The sequence below is a fragment of the Kluyvera ascorbata ATCC 33433 genome, assembly GCF_000735365.1.
GTDB classification, from domain to species: domain Bacteria; phylum Pseudomonadota; class Gammaproteobacteria; order Enterobacterales; family Enterobacteriaceae; genus Kluyvera; species Kluyvera ascorbata.
In genome coordinates this window covers 33301-50821 of record NZ_JMPL01000022.1, presented here as the reverse complement: position 1 = coordinate 50821, position 17521 = coordinate 33301, and the positions used below count along the sequence as shown (strand labels likewise).

At 55.6% G+C, this 17521-nt stretch carries 16 protein-coding genes; all 16 read left to right on the top strand.

What is annotated here, in order from left to right; all coding sequences use genetic code 11:
* Positions 1 to 1038, top strand: a 1038-nt coding sequence (amiB, locus tag GKAS_RS08220; protein WP_035893331.1) for an N-acetylmuramoyl-L-alanine amidase AmiB, incomplete at its 5' end; no start/stop codon positions are given.
* 9 nt (positions 1039 to 1047) lie between these two features.
* On the top strand, positions 1048 to 2913 hold the full coding sequence (gene mutL, locus GKAS_RS08215) for a DNA mismatch repair endonuclease MutL (protein ID WP_035893330.1): 1866 nt from the start codon (positions 1048 to 1050) through the stop codon (positions 2911 to 2913).
* Positions 2906 to 3856: a tRNA (adenosine(37)-N6)-dimethylallyltransferase MiaA gene (miaA, locus tag GKAS_RS08210; RefSeq protein WP_035893328.1), complete on the top strand. Its 951-nt coding sequence runs from the start codon at positions 2906 to 2908 to the stop codon at positions 3854 to 3856. Before mutL ends, miaA begins: the two co-directional genes overlap by 8 nt.
* A gap of 134 nt (positions 3857 to 3990) precedes the next feature.
* On the top strand, positions 3991 to 4296 hold the full coding sequence (gene hfq, locus GKAS_RS08205) for an RNA chaperone Hfq (protein ID WP_035893326.1): 306 nt from the start codon (positions 3991 to 3993) through the stop codon (positions 4294 to 4296).
* A gap of 75 nt (positions 4297 to 4371) precedes the next feature.
* Positions 4372 to 5652, top strand: a complete 1281-nt coding sequence (gene hflX / locus GKAS_RS08200; protein ID WP_035893324.1) for a ribosome rescue GTPase HflX — start codon at positions 4372 to 4374, stop codon at positions 5650 to 5652.
* Between the two features lie 155 nt (positions 5653 to 5807).
* Entirely contained in the window at positions 5808 to 7070 is a 1263-nt protein-coding gene (gene hflK / locus GKAS_RS08195) for an FtsH protease activity modulator HflK (RefSeq protein WP_035893322.1), read from the top strand.
* Positions 7071 to 7072: 2 nt separating this feature from the next.
* A complete protein-coding gene (gene hflC / locus GKAS_RS08190; protein WP_035893319.1) occupies positions 7073 to 8077 on the top strand; it encodes a protease modulator HflC in 1005 nt (334 codons plus the stop codon).
* Positions 8078 to 8148: 71 nt separating this feature from the next.
* Entirely contained in the window at positions 8149 to 8346 is a 198-nt protein-coding gene (locus GKAS_RS08185; protein WP_035893317.1) for a DUF2065 domain-containing protein, read from the top strand.
* Positions 8347 to 8448: 102 nt separating this feature from the next.
* Positions 8449 to 9747 carry an adenylosuccinate synthase gene (purA, locus tag GKAS_RS08180; RefSeq protein WP_035893315.1) on the top strand — a complete coding sequence of 433 codons (1299 nt, stop codon included), beginning with the start codon at positions 8449 to 8451 and terminating at the stop codon, positions 9745 to 9747.
* Positions 9748 to 9975: 228 nt separating this feature from the next.
* Positions 9976 to 10401 carry a nitric oxide-sensing transcriptional repressor NsrR gene (gene nsrR, locus GKAS_RS08175; RefSeq protein ID WP_035893314.1) on the top strand — a complete coding sequence of 142 codons (426 nt, stop codon included), beginning with the start codon at positions 9976 to 9978 and terminating at the stop codon, positions 10399 to 10401.
* Positions 10402 to 10439: 38 nt separating this feature from the next.
* Positions 10440 to 12896, top strand: coding sequence for a ribonuclease R (gene rnr / locus GKAS_RS08170; RefSeq protein WP_035893312.1), 2457 nt, complete (start codon positions 10440 to 10442; stop codon positions 12894 to 12896).
* Between the two features lie 213 nt (positions 12897 to 13109).
* Positions 13110 to 14114, top strand: coding sequence for a D-cysteate sulfo-lyase (cuyA, locus tag GKAS_RS08165; RefSeq protein WP_035893310.1), 1005 nt, complete (start codon positions 13110 to 13112; stop codon positions 14112 to 14114).
* Positions 14107 to 14817, top strand: a complete 711-nt coding sequence (gene cuyB / locus GKAS_RS08160) for a cysteate racemase (protein WP_035893308.1) — start codon at positions 14107 to 14109, stop codon at positions 14815 to 14817. The genes cuyA and cuyB overlap by 8 nt, the downstream gene beginning before the upstream one ends.
* A 66-nt stretch (positions 14818 to 14883) precedes the next feature.
* Complete coding sequence (locus tag GKAS_RS08155) at positions 14884 to 15891, top strand: taurine ABC transporter substrate-binding protein (RefSeq protein ID WP_035893307.1); 1008 nt, start codon at positions 14884 to 14886, stop codon at positions 15889 to 15891.
* Positions 15888 to 16658 (top strand): ABC transporter permease, encoded by a 771-nt coding sequence (locus GKAS_RS08150; RefSeq protein WP_035893305.1) that lies wholly within the window; start codon positions 15888 to 15890, stop codon positions 16656 to 16658. Before GKAS_RS08155 ends, GKAS_RS08150 begins: the two co-directional genes overlap by 4 nt.
* Entirely contained in the window at positions 16658 to 17434 is a 777-nt protein-coding gene (locus GKAS_RS08145) for an ABC transporter ATP-binding protein (RefSeq protein ID WP_035893304.1), read from the top strand. The genes GKAS_RS08150 and GKAS_RS08145 overlap by 1 nt, the downstream gene beginning before the upstream one ends.
* Positions 17435 to 17521 lie beyond the last annotated feature (87 nt).

Here is a 17521-nt window from a genome sequence, read left to right as displayed (position 1 = left end):
AACTACACCGTGGTGTTCACCATTAACGCTGACGTTCCACCGCCTCCACCGCCTCCACCGCCTCCGGTTGTGGCTAAGCGAGTGGAAACGCCAATGGTGACGCCTGTACCTGTGCAGCCTGGACGCAATCCGTTCAGCGGCAGCCGTAACGGCAGCAGCACGACTAGCGGAAACGACAGCGGCAGCTTCAGCGGCGAGCGCCAGCCAGCGATTGCCAGCACGGTGACGCCAACGCCACGTCCGTCTTCCCGCGCGCGCAGCGTCTCGGGTGATAAAGTGATTATCGCCATTGATGCCGGTCACGGCGGTCAGGACCCTGGGGCGATTGGCCCTGGCGGCACGCGTGAGAAAAACGTCACCATTGCCATTGCGCGCAAACTGCGTGCGCTGCTGAATGATGATCCGATGTTCAAAGGCGTGCTGACCCGTGACGGAGACTACTTTATTTCGGTGATGGGCCGTTCCGACGTGGCGCGTAAGCAGAACGCTTCTTTCCTGGTGTCGATTCACGCGGATGCCGCGCCGAACCGCGATGCGACCGGTGCATCCGTGTGGGTGCTCTCTAACCGTCGCGCGAATAGCGAAATGGCGGGCTGGCTCGAACAGCACGAGAAACAGTCTGAGCTGCTCGGCGGCGCGGGCGACGTACTGGCCAACAGCCAGGCCGACCCGTACCTGAGCCAGGCGGTGCTGGATCTGCAGTTCGGTCATTCCCAGCGTGTAGGGTATGATGTCGCAACCAGCGTGATAAGCCAGCTTCAGCAGGTAGGGAATCTGCATAAACGCCGCCCTGAACATGCCAGCCTTGGCGTGCTGCGTTCGCCGGATATTCCGTCCATTCTGGTCGAGACCGGCTTTATCAGTAACAGCAGCGAAGAGCGCCTGCTGGGCAGCGACGATTATCAACAGAAGATCGCGGAAGCCATTTATAACGGTTTACGTAACTATTTCACGGCGCATCCGATACAATCCGGCCCTCGTGACGAACAGTCGCAGACCGCCAGCGCCGCGTCATCATCCAGGACGCTCGTTAACTAAGGAGTTTTCATGCCGATACAGGTTTTACCGCCGCAGCTTGCGAACCAGATTGCCGCGGGTGAAGTGGTTGAGCGGCCTGCATCGGTAGTGAAAGAGCTGGTGGAGAACAGTCTCGATGCGGGGGCAACCCGCATCGATATTGATATTGAACGCGGCGGCGCCAAGCTTATCCGCATTCGTGATAACGGCTGCGGCATCAAAAAAGACGAACTAGCGCTATCGCTGGCGCGTCACGCCACCAGTAAAATCGCCACGCTTGACGACCTTGAGGCGATTATCAGCTTAGGTTTTCGCGGCGAAGCGCTGGCGAGCATCAGCTCGGTCTCGCGTCTGACTATCACCTCTCGTACCGCAGAGCAGCAAGAAGCGTGGCAGGCCTACGCGGAAGGCCGTAATCAGGACGTCACGGTGAAACCTGCGGCGCACCCGGTAGGGACGACGCTGGAAGTGCTGGACCTGTTCTACAACACCCCGGCGCGTCGCAAATTTATGCGCACCGAGAAAACCGAATTCAACCATATCGATGAGATTATCCGCCGCATTGCGCTGGCGCGCTTCGATGTGAGCATTAACCTGACCCATAACGGCAAAGCGGTTCGCCAGTATCGCGCGGTCGCCGAAGGCGCACCGAAAGAGCGTCGGCTGGGAGCGATTTGCGGTGTGCCTTTCCTTGAACACGCGCTGGCCATTGAGTGGCAGCATGGCGACCTGGCGCTGCACGGCTGGGTGGCAGACCCGAAACACACCACGCCTGCGCTGGCTGAAATTCAGTACTGCTACGTGAACGGCCGCATGATGCGCGATAGGCTCATCAACCATGCGATTCGTCAGGCGTGTGAAGATAAACTCGGTGCCGATCAACAGCCCGCGTTTGTTCTTTATCTTGAGATAGACCCGCATCAGGTAGATGTGAACGTGCATCCGGCGAAGCACGAGGTGCGTTTCCATCAGTCGCGCCTGGTGCATGATTTTATCTATCAAGGGGTGCTTAGCGTGCTGCAACAGCAGCTCGATACGCCTCTGCCGCTGGCGGAAGATGATGAGCCCGCGCCGCGATCCTTGCCGGAAAACCGTATTGCCGCCGGGCGCAACCAGTTTGCTGAACCAGCGGTGGCGCGCGAACCTGATATGCCGCGCTATCAAACGCCAACCGGCGGCGGTAGCGCCAGTCGGAGCAGTGGTGGTGCCAACGGCAGCTGGCCGAACGCCCAGCCGGGATATCAGAAGCAGCAGGGGGCGCTTTATCGCCAATTGCTGAATACGCCGGAAAAAACGCCGGAACCGGTGAAAGCGCCAGTGGCGGATAATCTTGCCGGGCATAACCAGAGCTTTGGTCGCGTGCTGGCGATTGTCGCTGATACCTGCGCGTTGCTGGAGCGCGGCGGCCAATTAAGCCTGCTGGCGCTGCCGGTGGCGGAACGCTGGTTACGCCAGGCGCAGCTGACGCCGGGCGAAGCGACCATCTGCGCGCAGCCGCTGTTGATTCCGCTGCGTCTTAAAGTGACCGACGGCGAGCGTCAGACGCTGGAACGCGCGCAGGAAGCGCTGAATCTGCTCGGCATTGAAATACTGCTCGAAGGGCAGCACGCTACGATTCGCGCCGTGCCTTTACCCTTACGACAACAAAATTTACAAATCTTGATTCCTGAACTGATAGGCTACCTGGTGGAGCAAAGTATCGTTGACGCCGGGAACGTTGCGCAGTGGCTGGCCCGAAATCTGGCAAGCGATCACGCGCAGTGGAACATGGCGCAGGCAATTTCCATGCTGGCAGACGTTGAACGTCTTTGCCCACAGCTGGTCAAAGCTCCGCCGGGTGGTCTGTTACAACCCGTTGATTTAGATTCTGCGATGAACGCCCTGAGACATGAGTGAAGTAACCGAGGCGAGCCTGCCTAAGGCAATTTTTTTGATGGGGCCAACCGCTTCGGGCAAGACGGCGCTGGCGATTGAATTACGTAAAGTTTTGCCAGTAGAGTTGATTAGTGTTGATTCAGCCCTCATTTATCGGGGAATGGATATCGGCACCGCTAAGCCGAGTGCGGAAGAGCTAGAAGCCGCGCCGCATCGACTGTTAGATATTCTCGATCCGTCGCAGGCATACTCTGCGGCGGACTTCCGCCGCGATGCGCTTGCGCAGATGGCGGAAATCACCGCCGCAGGGAAAATTCCGCTGCTGGTCGGTGGGACGATGTTGTATTTCAAGGCGTTGCTTGAAGGTTTATCACCGTTGCCCTCAGCCGACCTGGACGTTCGGGCGCGGATTGAGCAGCAGGCGGCAGAGCAAGGATGGATGGCGCTGCATCAGCAGCTGCGGGAAATTGACCCCGTCGCGGCCGAGCGTATTCATCCGAATGATCCGCAAAGACTTTCCCGAGCACTGGAAGTTTTTTTCATTTCGGGTAAAACTTTAACGGAGCTGACACAAACGTCAGGAGACGCTCTGCCCTACAAGGTGCATCAGTTCGCCATCGCCCCGGCGAGCCGTGAACTGCTCCATCAGCGCATTGAGCAGCGTTTTCATCAGATGTTAGCTTCAGGTTTTGAAGCAGAAGTGCGGGCGCTATTTGCCCGTGGAGATTTGCATACGGATATGCCTTCCATTCGTTGTGTGGGATACCGCCAGATGTGGTCATACCTTGAAGGCGAGATTTCATATGATGAAATGGTTTATAGAGGAGTTTGTGCCACGAGACAGCTAGCGAAGCGCCAGGTGACGTGGTTACGCGGTTGGGAAGGGGTTCACTGGTTAGATAGTGAGCAGCCGGAGCAGGCGTTTAGCCAATTATTACAGGTAGTGGGTGCTAGTGTAGACTGAATGTGTAAAATTGAGTCGTATCGTGCGCAATTTTCAGAATCGTAAGGTTCATACGCAACATCGCTCAAGTTGCCGCAACGCGGCTTGAAAGACGAAGTGTATAAGTACAAATAAGCATATAAGGAAAAGAGAGAATGGCTAAGGGGCAATCTTTACAAGATCCGTTCCTGAACGCATTGCGTCGGGAACGTGTTCCAGTTTCTATTTATTTGGTGAATGGTATTAAGCTGCAAGGGCAAATTGAGTCTTTCGATCAGTTCGTGATCCTGTTGAAAAACACGGTCAGCCAGATGGTCTATAAGCACGCAATTTCTACCGTAGTTCCGTCTCGTCCAGTTTCCCATCACAGCAATAACGCTGGCGGCGGCACTGGCAGCAACTACCACCACGGTAGCAACGCGCAGGGTTCTGCGCCGCAAGACAGCGAAGAAACCGAATAAGGTTGATGGCTGTTTATCCATGTCGGGGAGCCGGATTATCCAGGTTCCCCGCTGGTATTTCAGGAGATATAACGCTTGTTTGACCGTTATGACGCCGGTGAGCAGGCGGTGCTGGTACACATCTATTTTACGCAAGACAAAGATATGGAAGACCTCCAGGAGTTTGAATCTCTGGTCTCTTCCGCCGGTGTCGAAGCAATGCAGGTGATTACCGGTAGCCGTAAAGCGCCGCACCCAAAATATTTTGTTGGTGAAGGTAAGGCTGTCGAGATTGCGGAAGCCGTCAAAGCGACAGGTGCTTCCGTTGTGCTGTTCGATCATGCACTTAGCCCAGCGCAGGAGCGAAACCTTGAAGCCCTGTGTCAATGCCGGGTTATCGACCGTACCGGTCTGATCTTAGATATTTTCGCCCAACGTGCGCGTACCCATGAAGGTAAGCTGCAGGTTGAGCTGGCGCAGCTGCGCCATCTGGCCACGCGACTGGTGCGCGGCTGGACGCACCTTGAAAGACAAAAAGGCGGTATTGGTTTACGCGGCCCGGGTGAAACCCAGCTCGAAACCGACCGTCGTTTACTGCGTAACCGTATTATGCAGATCCTCTCGCGCATTGAGCGCGTGGAGAAACAGCGTGAGCAGGGGCGTCGTGCCCGCGTGAAGGCCGATGTGCCAACGGTTTCGCTGGTGGGTTACACCAACGCCGGCAAATCGACGCTGTTTAACCATATTACGCAGGCGGAGGTTTACGCCGCCGACCAGCTGTTTGCGACCCTTGACCCGACGCTGCGCCGTATTGACGTGGCTGACGTGGGCGAAACGGTGCTGGCGGATACCGTAGGCTTTATTCGTCACCTGCCGCACGATCTGGTGGCGGCCTTTAAAGCCACCTTGCAGGAAACCCGCGAAGCGACGCTGTTGCTTCACGTGATTGATGCAGCGGACGTTCGGGTACAGGAAAACATCGACGCGGTGAACACGGTTCTCGAAGAGATCGACGCGCACGAGATTCCAACCCTGCTGGTGATGAACAAAATCGATATGCTGGATGATTTCGAACCGCGTATCGACCGTGATGAAGAAAACAAACCTATCCGGGTGTGGCTGTCTGCACAAACCGGGGTAGGCATACCACTCCTTTTTCAGGCGTTAACCGAACGCTTAGCCGGCGAAGTCGCGCAGCACACGCTGCGTTTACCTCCGCAGGCGGGGCGTTTGCGTAGCCGCTTTTATCAGCTTCAGGCAATTGAAAAAGAGTGGATGGAGGAGGACGGCTGCGTCAATTTGCAGGTTCGTATGCCGATTGTCGACTGGCGTCGCCTCTGTAAACAAGAACCGACACTGGCAGACTACGTCGTCTGACCGTGCAGCTTGCCTGAACATTAGCCCTTTGGGCACCCAGCGGTTCAGATTGCCTCAACGCGACCGTCGCCACCAGGAAGGGTAGGACGGTTAACCGCGAAAAAATCTGGACTGGGAAAAGGTATATCACCGCATAACAAATATGGAGCATAAACATGGCGTGGAATCAGCCCGGTAATAACGGACAAGACCGCGACCCGTGGGGAAGCAGCAATAATCAAGGCGGCAACTCCGGGGGGAATGGAAATAAAGGCGGTCGCGATCAGGGGCCGCCGGATTTGGATGATATCTTCCGTAAGCTGAGCAAAAAGCTCGGTGGATTTGGGGGCGGTAAAGGGGGCTCCGGCAACGGTAGTTCAACCCAAGGGCCGCGTAGCCCTATGGGCGGACGCATTGTCGGTATCGCTGCCGCAGCCGTTGTGGTTATCTGGGCGGCTAGCGGGTTCTATACCATTAAAGAAGCCGAGCGCGGCGTAGTCACGCGCTTTGGTAAGTTCAGCCACCTGGTTGAGCCGGGTCTGAACTGGAAGCCGACCTTCGTTGACGAAGTCACTCCGGTGAACGTTGAAGCCGTGCGCGAACTGGCCGCGTCTGGCGTGATGCTGACCTCCGACGAGAACGTGGTGCGCGTAGAAATGAACGTGCAGTACCGCGTGACTGACCCGCAGAAATACCTGTTCAGCGTCACCAGCGCTGACGACAGCCTGCGTCAGGCCACCGACAGCGCCCTGCGTGGGGTTATCGGTAAATACACCATGGACCGTATTTTGACCGAAGGTCGTACCGTTATTCGTAGCGATACCCAGCGCGAGCTGGAAGAGACCATTCGTCCATACAACATGGGTATCACCCTGCTGGACGTCAACTTCCAGGCCGCTCGTCCGCCGGAAGAGGTAAAAGCCGCGTTTGATGATGCGATTGCCGCACGTGAGAACGAGCAGCAGTACATCCGTGAAGCGGAAGCGTACACCAACGAAGTGCAGCCACGTGCGAACGGTCAGGCGCAGCGTATTCTGGAAGAAGCGCGTGCGTATAAGACTCAGACCGTCCTGGAAGCTCAGGGTGAAGTGGCTCGCTTTGCGAAAATCCTGCCGGAATATAAAGCCGCACCGCAGATTACCCGCGAGCGTCTCTATATCGAGACCATGGAAAAAGTACTGAGCCATACCCGCAAAGTGCTGGTTAGCGACAACAAGAATGGCAACCTGATGGTACTGCCGCTGGATCAAATGCTGAAAGGCGGTAACGCCCCGGCAGCAAAGAGCGATAGCAGTGGTGCGAACAACCTGTTGCGCCTGCCGCCTGCGTCCTCTTCCAGCAGCAGCGCAAGCAACACGTCGTCTGCCAGTCAGGGCAATATCATGGACCAACGCCGCGCTAACGCGCAGCGTAACGACTACCAGCGTCAGGGGGAATAACGATGCGTAAGTCAGTTATTGCGATTATCATCATCGTGCTGGTAGTGCTTTACACCTCTATCTTCGTGGTTAAAGAAGGCGAGCGTGGGATCAAGTTCCAGTTCAGCAGCGTCGTGCGTGACGCTGATAAGAAGCCGCTGATTTATGAGCCGGGCCTGCACTTCAAGGTGCCGTTCATTCAGTCGGTGAAAATGCTCGATGCCCGTATCCAGACCATGGATAACCAGGCCGACCGTTTCGTGACCAAAGAGAAAAAAGACCTGATCGTCGACTCTTACATCAAGTGGCGCATCAGCGACTTTAGCCGTTACTTCCTGGCGACCGGCGGCGGTGACGTCTCTCAGGCCGAAGTACTGCTGAAACGTAAGTTCTCTGACCGTCTGCGTTCTGAGATTGGTCGTCTGGACGTGAAAGACATCGTTACCGACTCCCGTGGTCGTCTGACGCTGGAAGTTCGCGACGCCCTGAACTCCGGTTCTTCCGGTGCTGAAGACGAAGTCGCTACGCCAGCCGCGGATAACGCGATTGCCGAAGCCGCAGAGCGCGTAGAGCAGCAAGCAAACATCAAAGGGCCAACCATTAACCCGAACAGTATGGCGGCGTTAGGGATTGAAGTTGTCGATGTGCGCATTAAGCAGATCAACCTGCCTGCTGAGGTTTCCGAAGCTATCTACAACCGTATGCGTGCCGAGCGTGAAGCCGTTGCTCGTCGTCACCGTTCGCAGGGTCAGGAAGAGGCAGAAAAACTGCGCGCTACCGCTGACTATGAAGTGACGAAGACGCTGGCAGAAGCTGAACGTCAGGGCCGTATCATGCGCGGTGAAGGTGATGCAGAAGCTGCTAAGCTGTTTGCCGATGCCTTCAGCCAGGATCCAGACTTCTATGCCTTCATCCGTAGCCTGCGTGCGTACGAAGCAAGCTTCGATAGCAACCAGGACGTGATGGTACTGAGCCCGGATAGCGACTTCTTCCGCTACATGAAAAACCCGGGTACCACGACACGTTAATCGCGCGAAAGCCTGAATAAAACCACCGCCTCCTCAGGGAGCCGGTGGTTTTCTTTTTATAAGGACGATGAATGAATTCCACCATCTGGCTGGCGCTTGCGCTGGTTTTAGTGTTTGAAGGCCTGGGGCCGATGCTTTATCCGAAAGCCTGGCGCAAGATGATTGCTACGATGACTCAATTACCCGATACGATGTTACGTCGATTTGGTGGCGGTCTTGTGGTCGCAGGAGTCGTAATCTACTACATGTTGACGAAAACGATTGGCTGATTAAAAAACAGACTCAGAAGCACGATTTTGTGGGTAAAAAGTGCTGTATATCTGAAAAAGCGATGGTAGAATCCATTTTTAAGCAATCGGTGATTTTGAAAAATGGGTAACAACGTCGTCGTACTGGGCACCCAATGGGGTGACGAAGGTAAAGGGAAGATCGTCGATCTTCTTACTGAGCGTGCAAAATATGTTGTTCGCTATCAGGGTGGTCACAACGCAGGCCATACTCTCGTAATCAACGGTGAAAAAACCGTCCTCCATCTTATTCCATCAGGTATTCTCCGTGAGAATGTAACCAGCATCATCGGTAACGGTGTTGTGCTGTCTCCGGCTGCGCTGATGAAAGAGATGAAAGGCCTGGAAGACCGTGGTATCCCGGTTCGCGAACGTCTGCTGCTTTCCGAAGCATGCCCGTTAATCCTCGACTATCACGTCGCGCTGGATAACGCTCGCGAGAAAGCGCGCGGTGCGAAAGCTATCGGTACTACCGGTCGTGGTATCGGTCCTGCTTACGAAGATAAAGTTGCTCGTCGCGGCCTGCGCGTGGGTGACCTCTTCGACAAAGCGACCTTCGCCGACAAACTGAAAGAAGTGATGGAATATCACAACTTCCAGCTGGTGAACTTCTACAAAGTTGACGCGGTTGACTACCAGAAAGTGCTGGACGATGTGATGGCGGTTGCCGACATCCTGACCAGCATGGTTGTTGACGTTTCTGACCTGCTGGATCAGGCTCGTCAGCGCGGTGACTTCGTGATGTTCGAAGGCGCGCAGGGTACACTGCTGGATATCGACCACGGTACCTATCCGTACGTGACCTCTTCCAACACCACCGCAGGTGGCGTAGCAACCGGTTCTGGCCTTGGCCCGCGCTATGTTGACTACGTACTGGGCATCATCAAAGCGTACTCCACTCGCGTGGGTGCCGGTCCATTCCCGACCGAACTGTTTGATGAAACCGGTGAGTTCCTGTGCAAGCAGGGTAACGAATACGGCGCCACTACCGGCCGTCGTCGTCGTACCGGCTGGCTGGACTCCGTTGCCGTGCGTCGTGCTGTACAGATCAACTCCCTGTCTGGCTTCTGCCTGACCAAGCTGGACGTTCTGGACGGCTTGAAAGAAGTGAAAATCTGCGTGGGCTACCGCATGCCGGATGGCCGCGAAGTGACGACCACTCCGCTGGCAGCTGATGATTGGGAAGGTATCGAGCCAATCTATGAAACCATGCCGGGCTGGTCTGAAACCACCTTTGGCGTGAAGGAACGTAGCGGCCTGCCACAGGCAGCGCTGGACTACATCAAGCGTATTGAAGAACTGACCGGCGTGCCGATCGATATTATCTCGACTGGCCCAGACCGTACCGAAACCATGATCCTGCGCGACCCGTTCGACGCATAATTCTGGTTCGTCGTGCAGCGCCATCAGGCGCTGCGCTTATCAGGCCTACTCACTCTGTAGGCCGGATAAGACGCAAAGCGTCACCATCCGGCTTAATCGTGCGTTAAATCCTCGCTTTTTCCTTCCCGAACTGAAATAAATTAGCGGCGCAGTCGCTGGCTGGTTTATCATCAATATAATTAATATCAACAGGCTCACCCTGTTTTTCCCCTTTTTCCTGAGGTTGATGTGCAGTTAACAAGTTTTACCGATTATGGACTACGTGCGCTGATCTATATGGCGTCGCTGCCGGAAGGCAACATGACCAGTATCTCGGAGGTAACCGAGGTCTACGGCGTGTCGCGTAACCATATGGTTAAAATTATCAACCAGCTCAGCCGCGCCGGATACGTGATGGCCGTGCGGGGAAAAAACGGCGGGATCCGCCTGGGTAAACCAGCTAAGGACATCCGCGTCGGAGACGTGGTGCGTGAACTCGAACCGTTATCGCTGGTGAACTGCAGCAGCGAATTTTGCCATATTACGCCTGCCTGTCGTTTGAAACAGGCGCTTGCTCAAGCCGTGCAATGTTTTCTCAAGGAGTTGGATAACTACACACTGGCTGATTTGGTTGAAAAGAATCAACCACTATATAAATTATTGCTGGTGGAGTAACGACTCCCGCCAGCAGCGATGATGACGGAGGAACCGACATGTCAAAAGATCCTTTCCAGGAACGCGAAGCAGAGAAATATTCGAATCCTATCCCAAGCCGGGAATTTATCCTCGAACACTTAACAAAACGCGAAAAACCGGCTAACCGTGAAGAACTGGCCGTTGAACTCAATATTGAAGGCGAAGAGCAGATTGAAGCGCTGCGCCGTCGCCTGCGCGCTATGGAGCGCGATGGGCAATTAGTCTTTACCCGCCGCCAGTGCTATGCGCTGCCGGAACGTCTCGACCTGCTGAAAGGCATGGTTATCGGTCACCGCGATGGCTTCGGCTTCCTGCGTGTTGAAGGCCGTAAAGACGACCTGTATCTGTCGAGCGAACAGATGAAAATGTGCATGCACGGCGATGAAGTGCTAGCACAGCCGCTGGGCGCGGACCGTAAAGGCCGCCGCGAAGCGCGTATCGTCCGCGTACTGGTGCCGCGCAATGCGCAGATCGTTGGTCGCTACTTTACCGATGCTGGCGTGGGCTTTGTGGTTCCGGACGACAGCCGCCTGAGCTTTGATATCCTCATCCCGCCTGAGTCGGTGATGGGCGCGCGCATGGGCTTTGTGGTGGTGGTCGAACTGACCCAGCGCCCAACCCGCCGCACCAAAGCGATTGGTAAAATCGTTGAAGTGCTGGGCGACAACATGGGTACCGGCATGGCCGTTGAGATGGCGCTGCGTACCCATGAAATTCCATACGTCTGGCCGCCAGCGGTTGAAGCGCAGGTTGCCGGGCTGAAAGAGCAGGTGCCTGAAGAGGCGAAAGTGGGTCGTGTCGACCTGCGCGATCTGCCGCTCGTCACCATTGATGGCGAAGACGCCCGTGACTTCGATGATGCGGTCTACTGCGAGAAAAAACGCGGCGGCGGCTGGCGCCTATGGGTTGCCATTGCCGACGTGAGCTACTACGTGCGCCCGCCAACGCCGCTGGACGGCGAAGCGCGCAACCGCGGCACCTCGGTCTACTTCCCAACGCAGGTTGTTCCGATGCTGCCGGAAGTGCTCTCCAACGGCCTATGCTCGTTGAACCCGCAGGTTGACCGCCTGTGTATGGTCTGTGAAATGACCATTTCGTCGAAGGGCCGCCTAACCGGCTTCAAATTCTACGAAGCGGTGATGAGCTCCCACGCGCGTCTGACCTACACCAAGGTCTGGCATATGCTGCAGGGTGACCAGGAGCTGCGCGAGCAGTACGCGCCGCTGGTGAAACACATTGAAGAGCTGCATAACCTCTACAAAGTGCTGGATCAGGCTCGCGCTGAGCGCGGCGGGATCTCGTTTGAGAGCGAAGAAGCGAAGTTCATCTTCAACGCTGAACGCCGCATTGAGCGTATCGAACAGACCCAGCGTAACGACGCGCACAAACTGATCGAAGAGTGCATGATCATGGCGAACATTTCGGCGGCGCGTTTCGTCGAGAAAGCTCAGGAGCCTGCGCTGTTCCGTATTCACGACAAGCCAACGACCGAAGCGATTACCGCATTCCGTTCGGTGCTGTCTGAACTCGGTCTTGAACTGCCAGGCGGCAACAAACCGGAGCCGCGCGACTACGCTGAGCTTCTGGAATCCGTGGCTGACCGTCCTGACGCCGAAATGTTGCAAACCATGCTGCTGCGTTCAATGAAGCAGGCTATCTATGATCCGGAAAACCGCGGTCACTTTGGCCTGGCGCTGCAGTCCTATGCGCATTTTACCTCGCCGATTCGTCGTTATCCTGACCTGTCGCTGCACCGCGCCATTAAGTATCTGTTGGCGAAAGAGCAGGGCCATAAAGGTAACAGCACCGACACCGGCGGCTATCATTATTCGATGGAAGAGATGCTGCAACTGGGCCAGCACTGTTCGATGACCGAACGCCGCGCTGATGAAGCGACTCGCGATGTTGCTGACTGGCTGAAGTGCGACTTCATGCAGGATCAGGTGGGTAACGTCTTTAAAGGCGTGATTGCGAGCGTGACCGGCTTTGGCTTCTTCGTACGTCTGGACGAGCTGTTCATCGATGGCCTGGTCCACGTCTCCTCGCTGGATAACGACTACTATCGCTTTGACCAGGTTGGTCAGCGTCTGATTGGTGAATCCGGCGGCCAGACCTACCGTCTTGGCGACCGCGTGGAAGTTCGCGTGGAAGCGGTCAACATGGACGAGCGTAAAATCGACTTCTCCCTGATTTCCAGCGAACGTGCCCCGCGCAACGTCGGTAAAACCGAGCGCGAAAGAACGAAAAAAGAAGCGGGCGCTAAACCGGGTGGTAAACGCCGTCAGGTTGGCAAGCGCGTGAACTTCGAACCGGACAGCGCCTTCCGCGGCGAGAAGAAAGGTAAGGCGAAAGCTAAACCGGCTTCTACCGAGAAAGGGGCAGCGAAGAAGGCCAAAAAGCCTTCAACCAAAACGCAGAAAATCGCCGCAGCGACCAAAGCTAAGCGCGCCGCGAAGAAGAACACCGAGAAGTAACCTTCTCCAATAACCCCTTCCAACCGGAAGGGGTTATTCTTTTTAGATGTAAGTCATTCCTTAAAAGCCTGAATGTTCTCACAACCTGCCCTTATTTCCTGCTTAGTTATTTTTGTGAAATCCTTATTTATTCTTTTTGATTAGCCATATTCTCCAGATGTGTATAGTGAATTTCACGATTCAGATTTTCCTCTTATTGAGCAAGGAATATATATGCATTTGGCCCGCTTTCCGAGAGTTTCTCTTGGCCATTTTCCTACGCCGCTTGAGCCATTAAATAATTTAAGCAAGCTCCTCGGTGGCCCCCAAATATGGATCAAACGTGACGATGCGACGGGTCTGGCGAGTGGGGGAAATAAAACCCGTAAGCTGGAGTTTTTACTGGCTGACGCATTGGCGAAGCGCGCTGATGTGGTGATCACCCAGGGCGCAACGCAGTCAAACCATGTGCGCCAGACCATAGCCGGTGCGGCGCGTCTGGGCCTAAAAGCCAAAGCGCTGCTGGAAAAGCGCGTTTCTGATTTTGGTGACGATTATCAGCATAACGGTAACGTCCTCCTCGACACGCTGCTCGGTGGCGAAATTGTTGCTCATTTGCCCGGCGGCACTGACATGCAGCAGGTGATGGAAGATTACGCGGCAACGCTTCGTGAGCAGGGGCATAACCCTTATGTGATCCCTGGTGGCGGGTCTAACCCTATTGGGGCACTGGGCTACGTTGCCTGCGCCGAAGAGTTGCTTTACCAGTCATCGCAACAGCGTCTGCGTATTGACCACGTCGTACACGCCACCGGCAGTACCGGCACGCAGGCGGGTCTGGTGGCGGGTTTCACCGCGACCAACAGCCATATCCCGGTACTGGGGATCAGCGTTCGTGCGCCTAAGGCGAAACAGGAAGAGAACGTCTGGAACCTGGCATCAAGAACACTGGAACTACTGGGCGTGGCGGGTGGGCTGTCGCGCGATGCGGTGGCGGCCAACAGCGACTATGTGGGCGATGGCTACGGTCTACCGACCGCCGGTACGCTGGAGGCGTTGACGCTGCTGGCGCGCCACGAAGGTATTCTGCTCGATCCGGTGTATTCAGGAAAAGGGATGGCAGGGCTTATCGACCTTATCCGCCAGGGACATTTTCGTAAGGACGAGAACGTGGTGTTTATCCACACAGGCGGCTCGGCGGGATTGTTTGGCTATCGCCAGGTGCTGGAGCATGTCTAATTCGTTCCTGTTGGGCGTGCTCGGTGGTATGGGACCGCTTGCCACACTCGACTTTCAGCGTCGTCTGCTGGAGGCGACACCTGCGCGTAACGATCAGCAGCAACTGCCGTCTGTGGTGTGGAATGTGCCGCAAATTGCCGACCGGCAGAAGGCGCTGGCGGGCCTGGGGCCTTCGCCATTACCGCAGTTGGTTTATGGTATCAAGAAGCTTAATGAGGCGGGCGCGAGTCATATTGCGATTCCCTGTAACACTGCGCACCACTGGTACGCTGCGCTAGCAGAAGCTAGCAATGCGCCTATCCTGCATATTGTTGATACTACGCTTGATGCGCTGGCAAAGCAGGTAGTTCGTCCGCAGCGAGTGGGGATTGTTGCCACAGAAGGGACGCTAAAAGCAGGCTGGTATCAGCAAAGGCTGGCTGCGCAAAACATTGAGCCGCTGGAGCCAACGGCAGAGGAGCTGCGGGAATGGTTTGTTCCCGGCTGCTATGCCGTCAAGCGCGGGGCGCTGCGAGAAGGTGGGGAGCTACTGGCGCGTCAGGCTAGCGCATTGTTTGCTCGTGGGGCACAGAAGCTGGTGCTGGCCTGTACCGAAGTGCCGGTAGCCCTGGAAGCGGTGCGTGCGCCGTTTCTGCATTTGACCTACGACCCATCGCAGGCGCTGGCGGAGCGATGTTCGTCTTTATGGCTGGCCCATCAATAAAATTTTGATTACCTACTTTCCGGCTTGGTGTCGGGTTAAAAAGACTATTTTAAAAGGACAAATAAAATGAAAAAAGCACTCAGCTTATTAATTGCTGCGGGTGGTTTATGGGCCAATATTAGCTTCGCCGAAAATCCGGCTGAAGTTCGCGTGGCATATAGCGGTGGTTCTCAGGTATTAATGCTGGCAAAAGCCGACGGCTCTTTAGATAAAGCGCTAAACAGTAAAGTGAAATGGGTTCAGTTTGCTTCTGGCGCTGATGCATTAAATTATTTCGCCAGTAACGCCATTGATATTGCCAATTTTGGTTCGAGCCCGGCAACCGCCGGTATTGTGCGCAAATTACCGGTAGAGATTATTGGCGTATCGGGCGTTATTGCCAGCTATGAACGACTGATTGGCAAAGAGGGAATCAGCAAAATCAGTGATATCGTAGGTAAACGCGTAGCCTATCCGCCAAACTCCACGGCGCAGTATGCCCTTGAGGCCGCCATCAGCGTCAATAAGTTAGACCGCAGCAAAATTACGCTGCTGCCGCTGCGTCCGGCGGAAATGGTGGCAGCATGGAAACGGGGTGATATTGATGCTGGCTATGTCTGGGCTCCATTTGCTCAGGAACTGGAGGCCTCTGGCGGTCATCAGGTGTTCGCCACTAAAGATCTGCAAAAAGATGGCTACCTGATTTACAACAACTATGTGGTGCGTAAAGCCTTTGCTGAGCAGTACCCGCAGGCGGTGAGCGCGTTCCTGCGCGTGCATCAGCAGAAAGTTGACGAGTTCAAGAAGGACCCTGAGCGCGCTGCGGCCATTGTGGCAAAAGAGGTTGGTGCACCGGTGACCACGGCGGCGAATACGCTGGGCGGTCTGGAATATCCAACGCTGGCACAGCAGGGTACCGCTGCCTGGTTGGGTAACGGCACACAAACCTCTGACAGCGGCATCGGCAAAGCGCTGACCAAAACATCGAACTTCCTCGCCGGTATTGGTGAGATTCGTCAGCGTGATATTCCGACAAACTGGGATACCGCGATTAATTCCCGCTACATTCGAGATGCGGCGGTGACGGCGCAATGAGATTAAGCCAGCATATCGCCATTAGCGTGCTGTCGGTGGCGGTCTTCTTTACCCTTTGGCAGGTAGCGGCAACGCGGCAGTGGGTTGACCCGCTGCTGTTGCCCTCACTCACCGATATCGGTCTGACCACCGAAGAGCTGCTGGCTGATGGTTACCGCCAGGTGCCGCTGTGGGAGCACATCGCCGTTAGCCTGGCGCGAGCGCTTAGCGCGTTTGCGGCGGCGATTATCATCGGGATTCCGCTTGGGTTGTTAATGGGGCTGTCAGAAGGACTATCGGCGGTGCTGAACCCGTTTGTTCAGTTCCTGCGACCGTTGCCTAAGATTGCGTTGATCCCACTCGCGGTGGTCTGGCTGGGAATCGGCGAATCGTCGAAATTCTTCCTGATCTTTATCGCTACATTTTTGAGCGTGGTGGTGGGGGCATCGGCGGCGGTTGAGCGTATTGGGCGAGCGCGTATCCGTGTGGCGCAAACACTGGGGGCATCGCGTAAGCAAATCTTCCTGAAGGTGGTGATGCCGGATGCGCTGCCGGATCTCTTTACCACCGTCCGGCTCTCTATTGGCATCGGCTGGACATCGCTGATTGCCGCTGAGATGGTGGCGGCCAGTTCGGGTCTGGGGTGGATGGTGATCAACGCCAGTTCCTACTTGCGAACCGATATCGTCATGCTCGGTATCCTGCTGCTGGGCGGCATTGGCTATCTTCTGGATCTGCTGCTGCTTGGGCTGCAGCGTCTGTTTGTACCCTGGGCGGGGAAAGAATAATGAGCGCAATTACGCTGGAAAACGTTTCACTCACCTTTGCGGCAAAACCACAGCCGTTTACGGTGCTGGAGGATATTAACCTCTCTTTGCATCAAGGTGAATTTGTGGTGCTGCTTGGCCCTTCTGGCTGCGGAAAATCGACCATCCTCAATCTGGTTGCTGGTTTCAATAAACCGGATCGTGGACGCGTAGCGGCAAGTGGGAAAACCGTCCGCCAGCCTGGTCCCGATCGTGGAATGATCTTCCAGCAGCCAAACCTGTTTCCATGGCTGTCGGTGTCAGAAAACGTCACCTTTGGACCGCGGCTAGGTAAGCATCGCAAAGAGGAGACGAATGCTGAAGCGCAAATGTGGCTTGAGCGGGTAGGGTTAAAAGGTTTTGAGCATCATGCTCCCTGGCAGCTTTCCGGAGGCATGAAACAGCGGGTTGCGCTGGCTCGTGCCTGGCTTCCCGGTCCGGAGGTCCTGTTGCTGGATGAACCTTTTGGCGCGCTGGATGCGCAGACGCGTCTGATGATGCAAGAACTGCTACGCGAAGCCTGGCTCTCTACCGGTACCACGCTGCTCTTTGTGACCCACGACGTGGAAGAGGCGCTGTTTTTAGCTGACCGCATTCTTATTATGTCGGCAAAACCGGGCAAGATTGTTGAAGAGATCGTGCTGCCGTTTGAGCGGGAACGTGATATTGAAACCCTGGCAGAACATCCGCAGTACAGTGATATTAAGCACCGTGTCCTGCATCGGGTGAGGCAGGAGGCAAAGCGGCATTTGGCTTAATTGCCCGTTACGGGGCGGACAAAAGTCGATTTGAGCGCTTTGTCGGTTATAATAGGCGCAAGTGACCTTGATTCACGGCCTAATTTA

What these genes read in the sequence shown, in the direction of transcription:
- mutL (WP_035893330.1), top strand. Translation starts at nt 1,048, where the DNA reads ATGCCGATACAGGTTTTACCGCCGCAGCTTGCGAACCAGATTGCCGCG.
- miaA (WP_035893328.1), top strand. Translation starts at nt 2,906, where the DNA reads ATGAGTGAAGTAACCGAGGCGAGCCTGCCTAAGGCAATTTTTTTGATG.
- hfq (WP_035893326.1), top strand. Translation starts at nt 3,991, where the DNA reads ATGGCTAAGGGGCAATCTTTACAAGATCCGTTCCTGAACGCATTGCGT.
- hflK (WP_035893322.1), top strand. Translation starts at nt 5,808, where the DNA reads ATGGCGTGGAATCAGCCCGGTAATAACGGACAAGACCGCGACCCGTGG.
- hflC (WP_035893319.1), top strand. Translation starts at nt 7,073, where the DNA reads ATGCGTAAGTCAGTTATTGCGATTATCATCATCGTGCTGGTAGTGCTT.
- GKAS_RS08185 (WP_035893317.1), top strand. Translation starts at nt 8,149, where the DNA reads ATGAATTCCACCATCTGGCTGGCGCTTGCGCTGGTTTTAGTGTTTGAA.
- purA (WP_035893315.1), top strand. Translation starts at nt 8,449, where the DNA reads ATGGGTAACAACGTCGTCGTACTGGGCACCCAATGGGGTGACGAAGGT.
- rnr (WP_035893312.1), top strand. Translation starts at nt 10,440, where the DNA reads ATGTCAAAAGATCCTTTCCAGGAACGCGAAGCAGAGAAATATTCGAAT.
- cuyA (WP_035893310.1), top strand. Translation starts at nt 13,110, where the DNA reads ATGCATTTGGCCCGCTTTCCGAGAGTTTCTCTTGGCCATTTTCCTACG.
- cuyB (WP_035893308.1), top strand. Translation starts at nt 14,107, where the DNA reads ATGTCTAATTCGTTCCTGTTGGGCGTGCTCGGTGGTATGGGACCGCTT.
- GKAS_RS08155 (WP_035893307.1), top strand. Translation starts at nt 14,884, where the DNA reads ATGAAAAAAGCACTCAGCTTATTAATTGCTGCGGGTGGTTTATGGGCC.
- GKAS_RS08150 (WP_035893305.1), top strand. Translation starts at nt 15,888, where the DNA reads ATGAGATTAAGCCAGCATATCGCCATTAGCGTGCTGTCGGTGGCGGTC.
- GKAS_RS08145 (WP_035893304.1), top strand. Translation starts at nt 16,658, where the DNA reads ATGAGCGCAATTACGCTGGAAAACGTTTCACTCACCTTTGCGGCAAAA.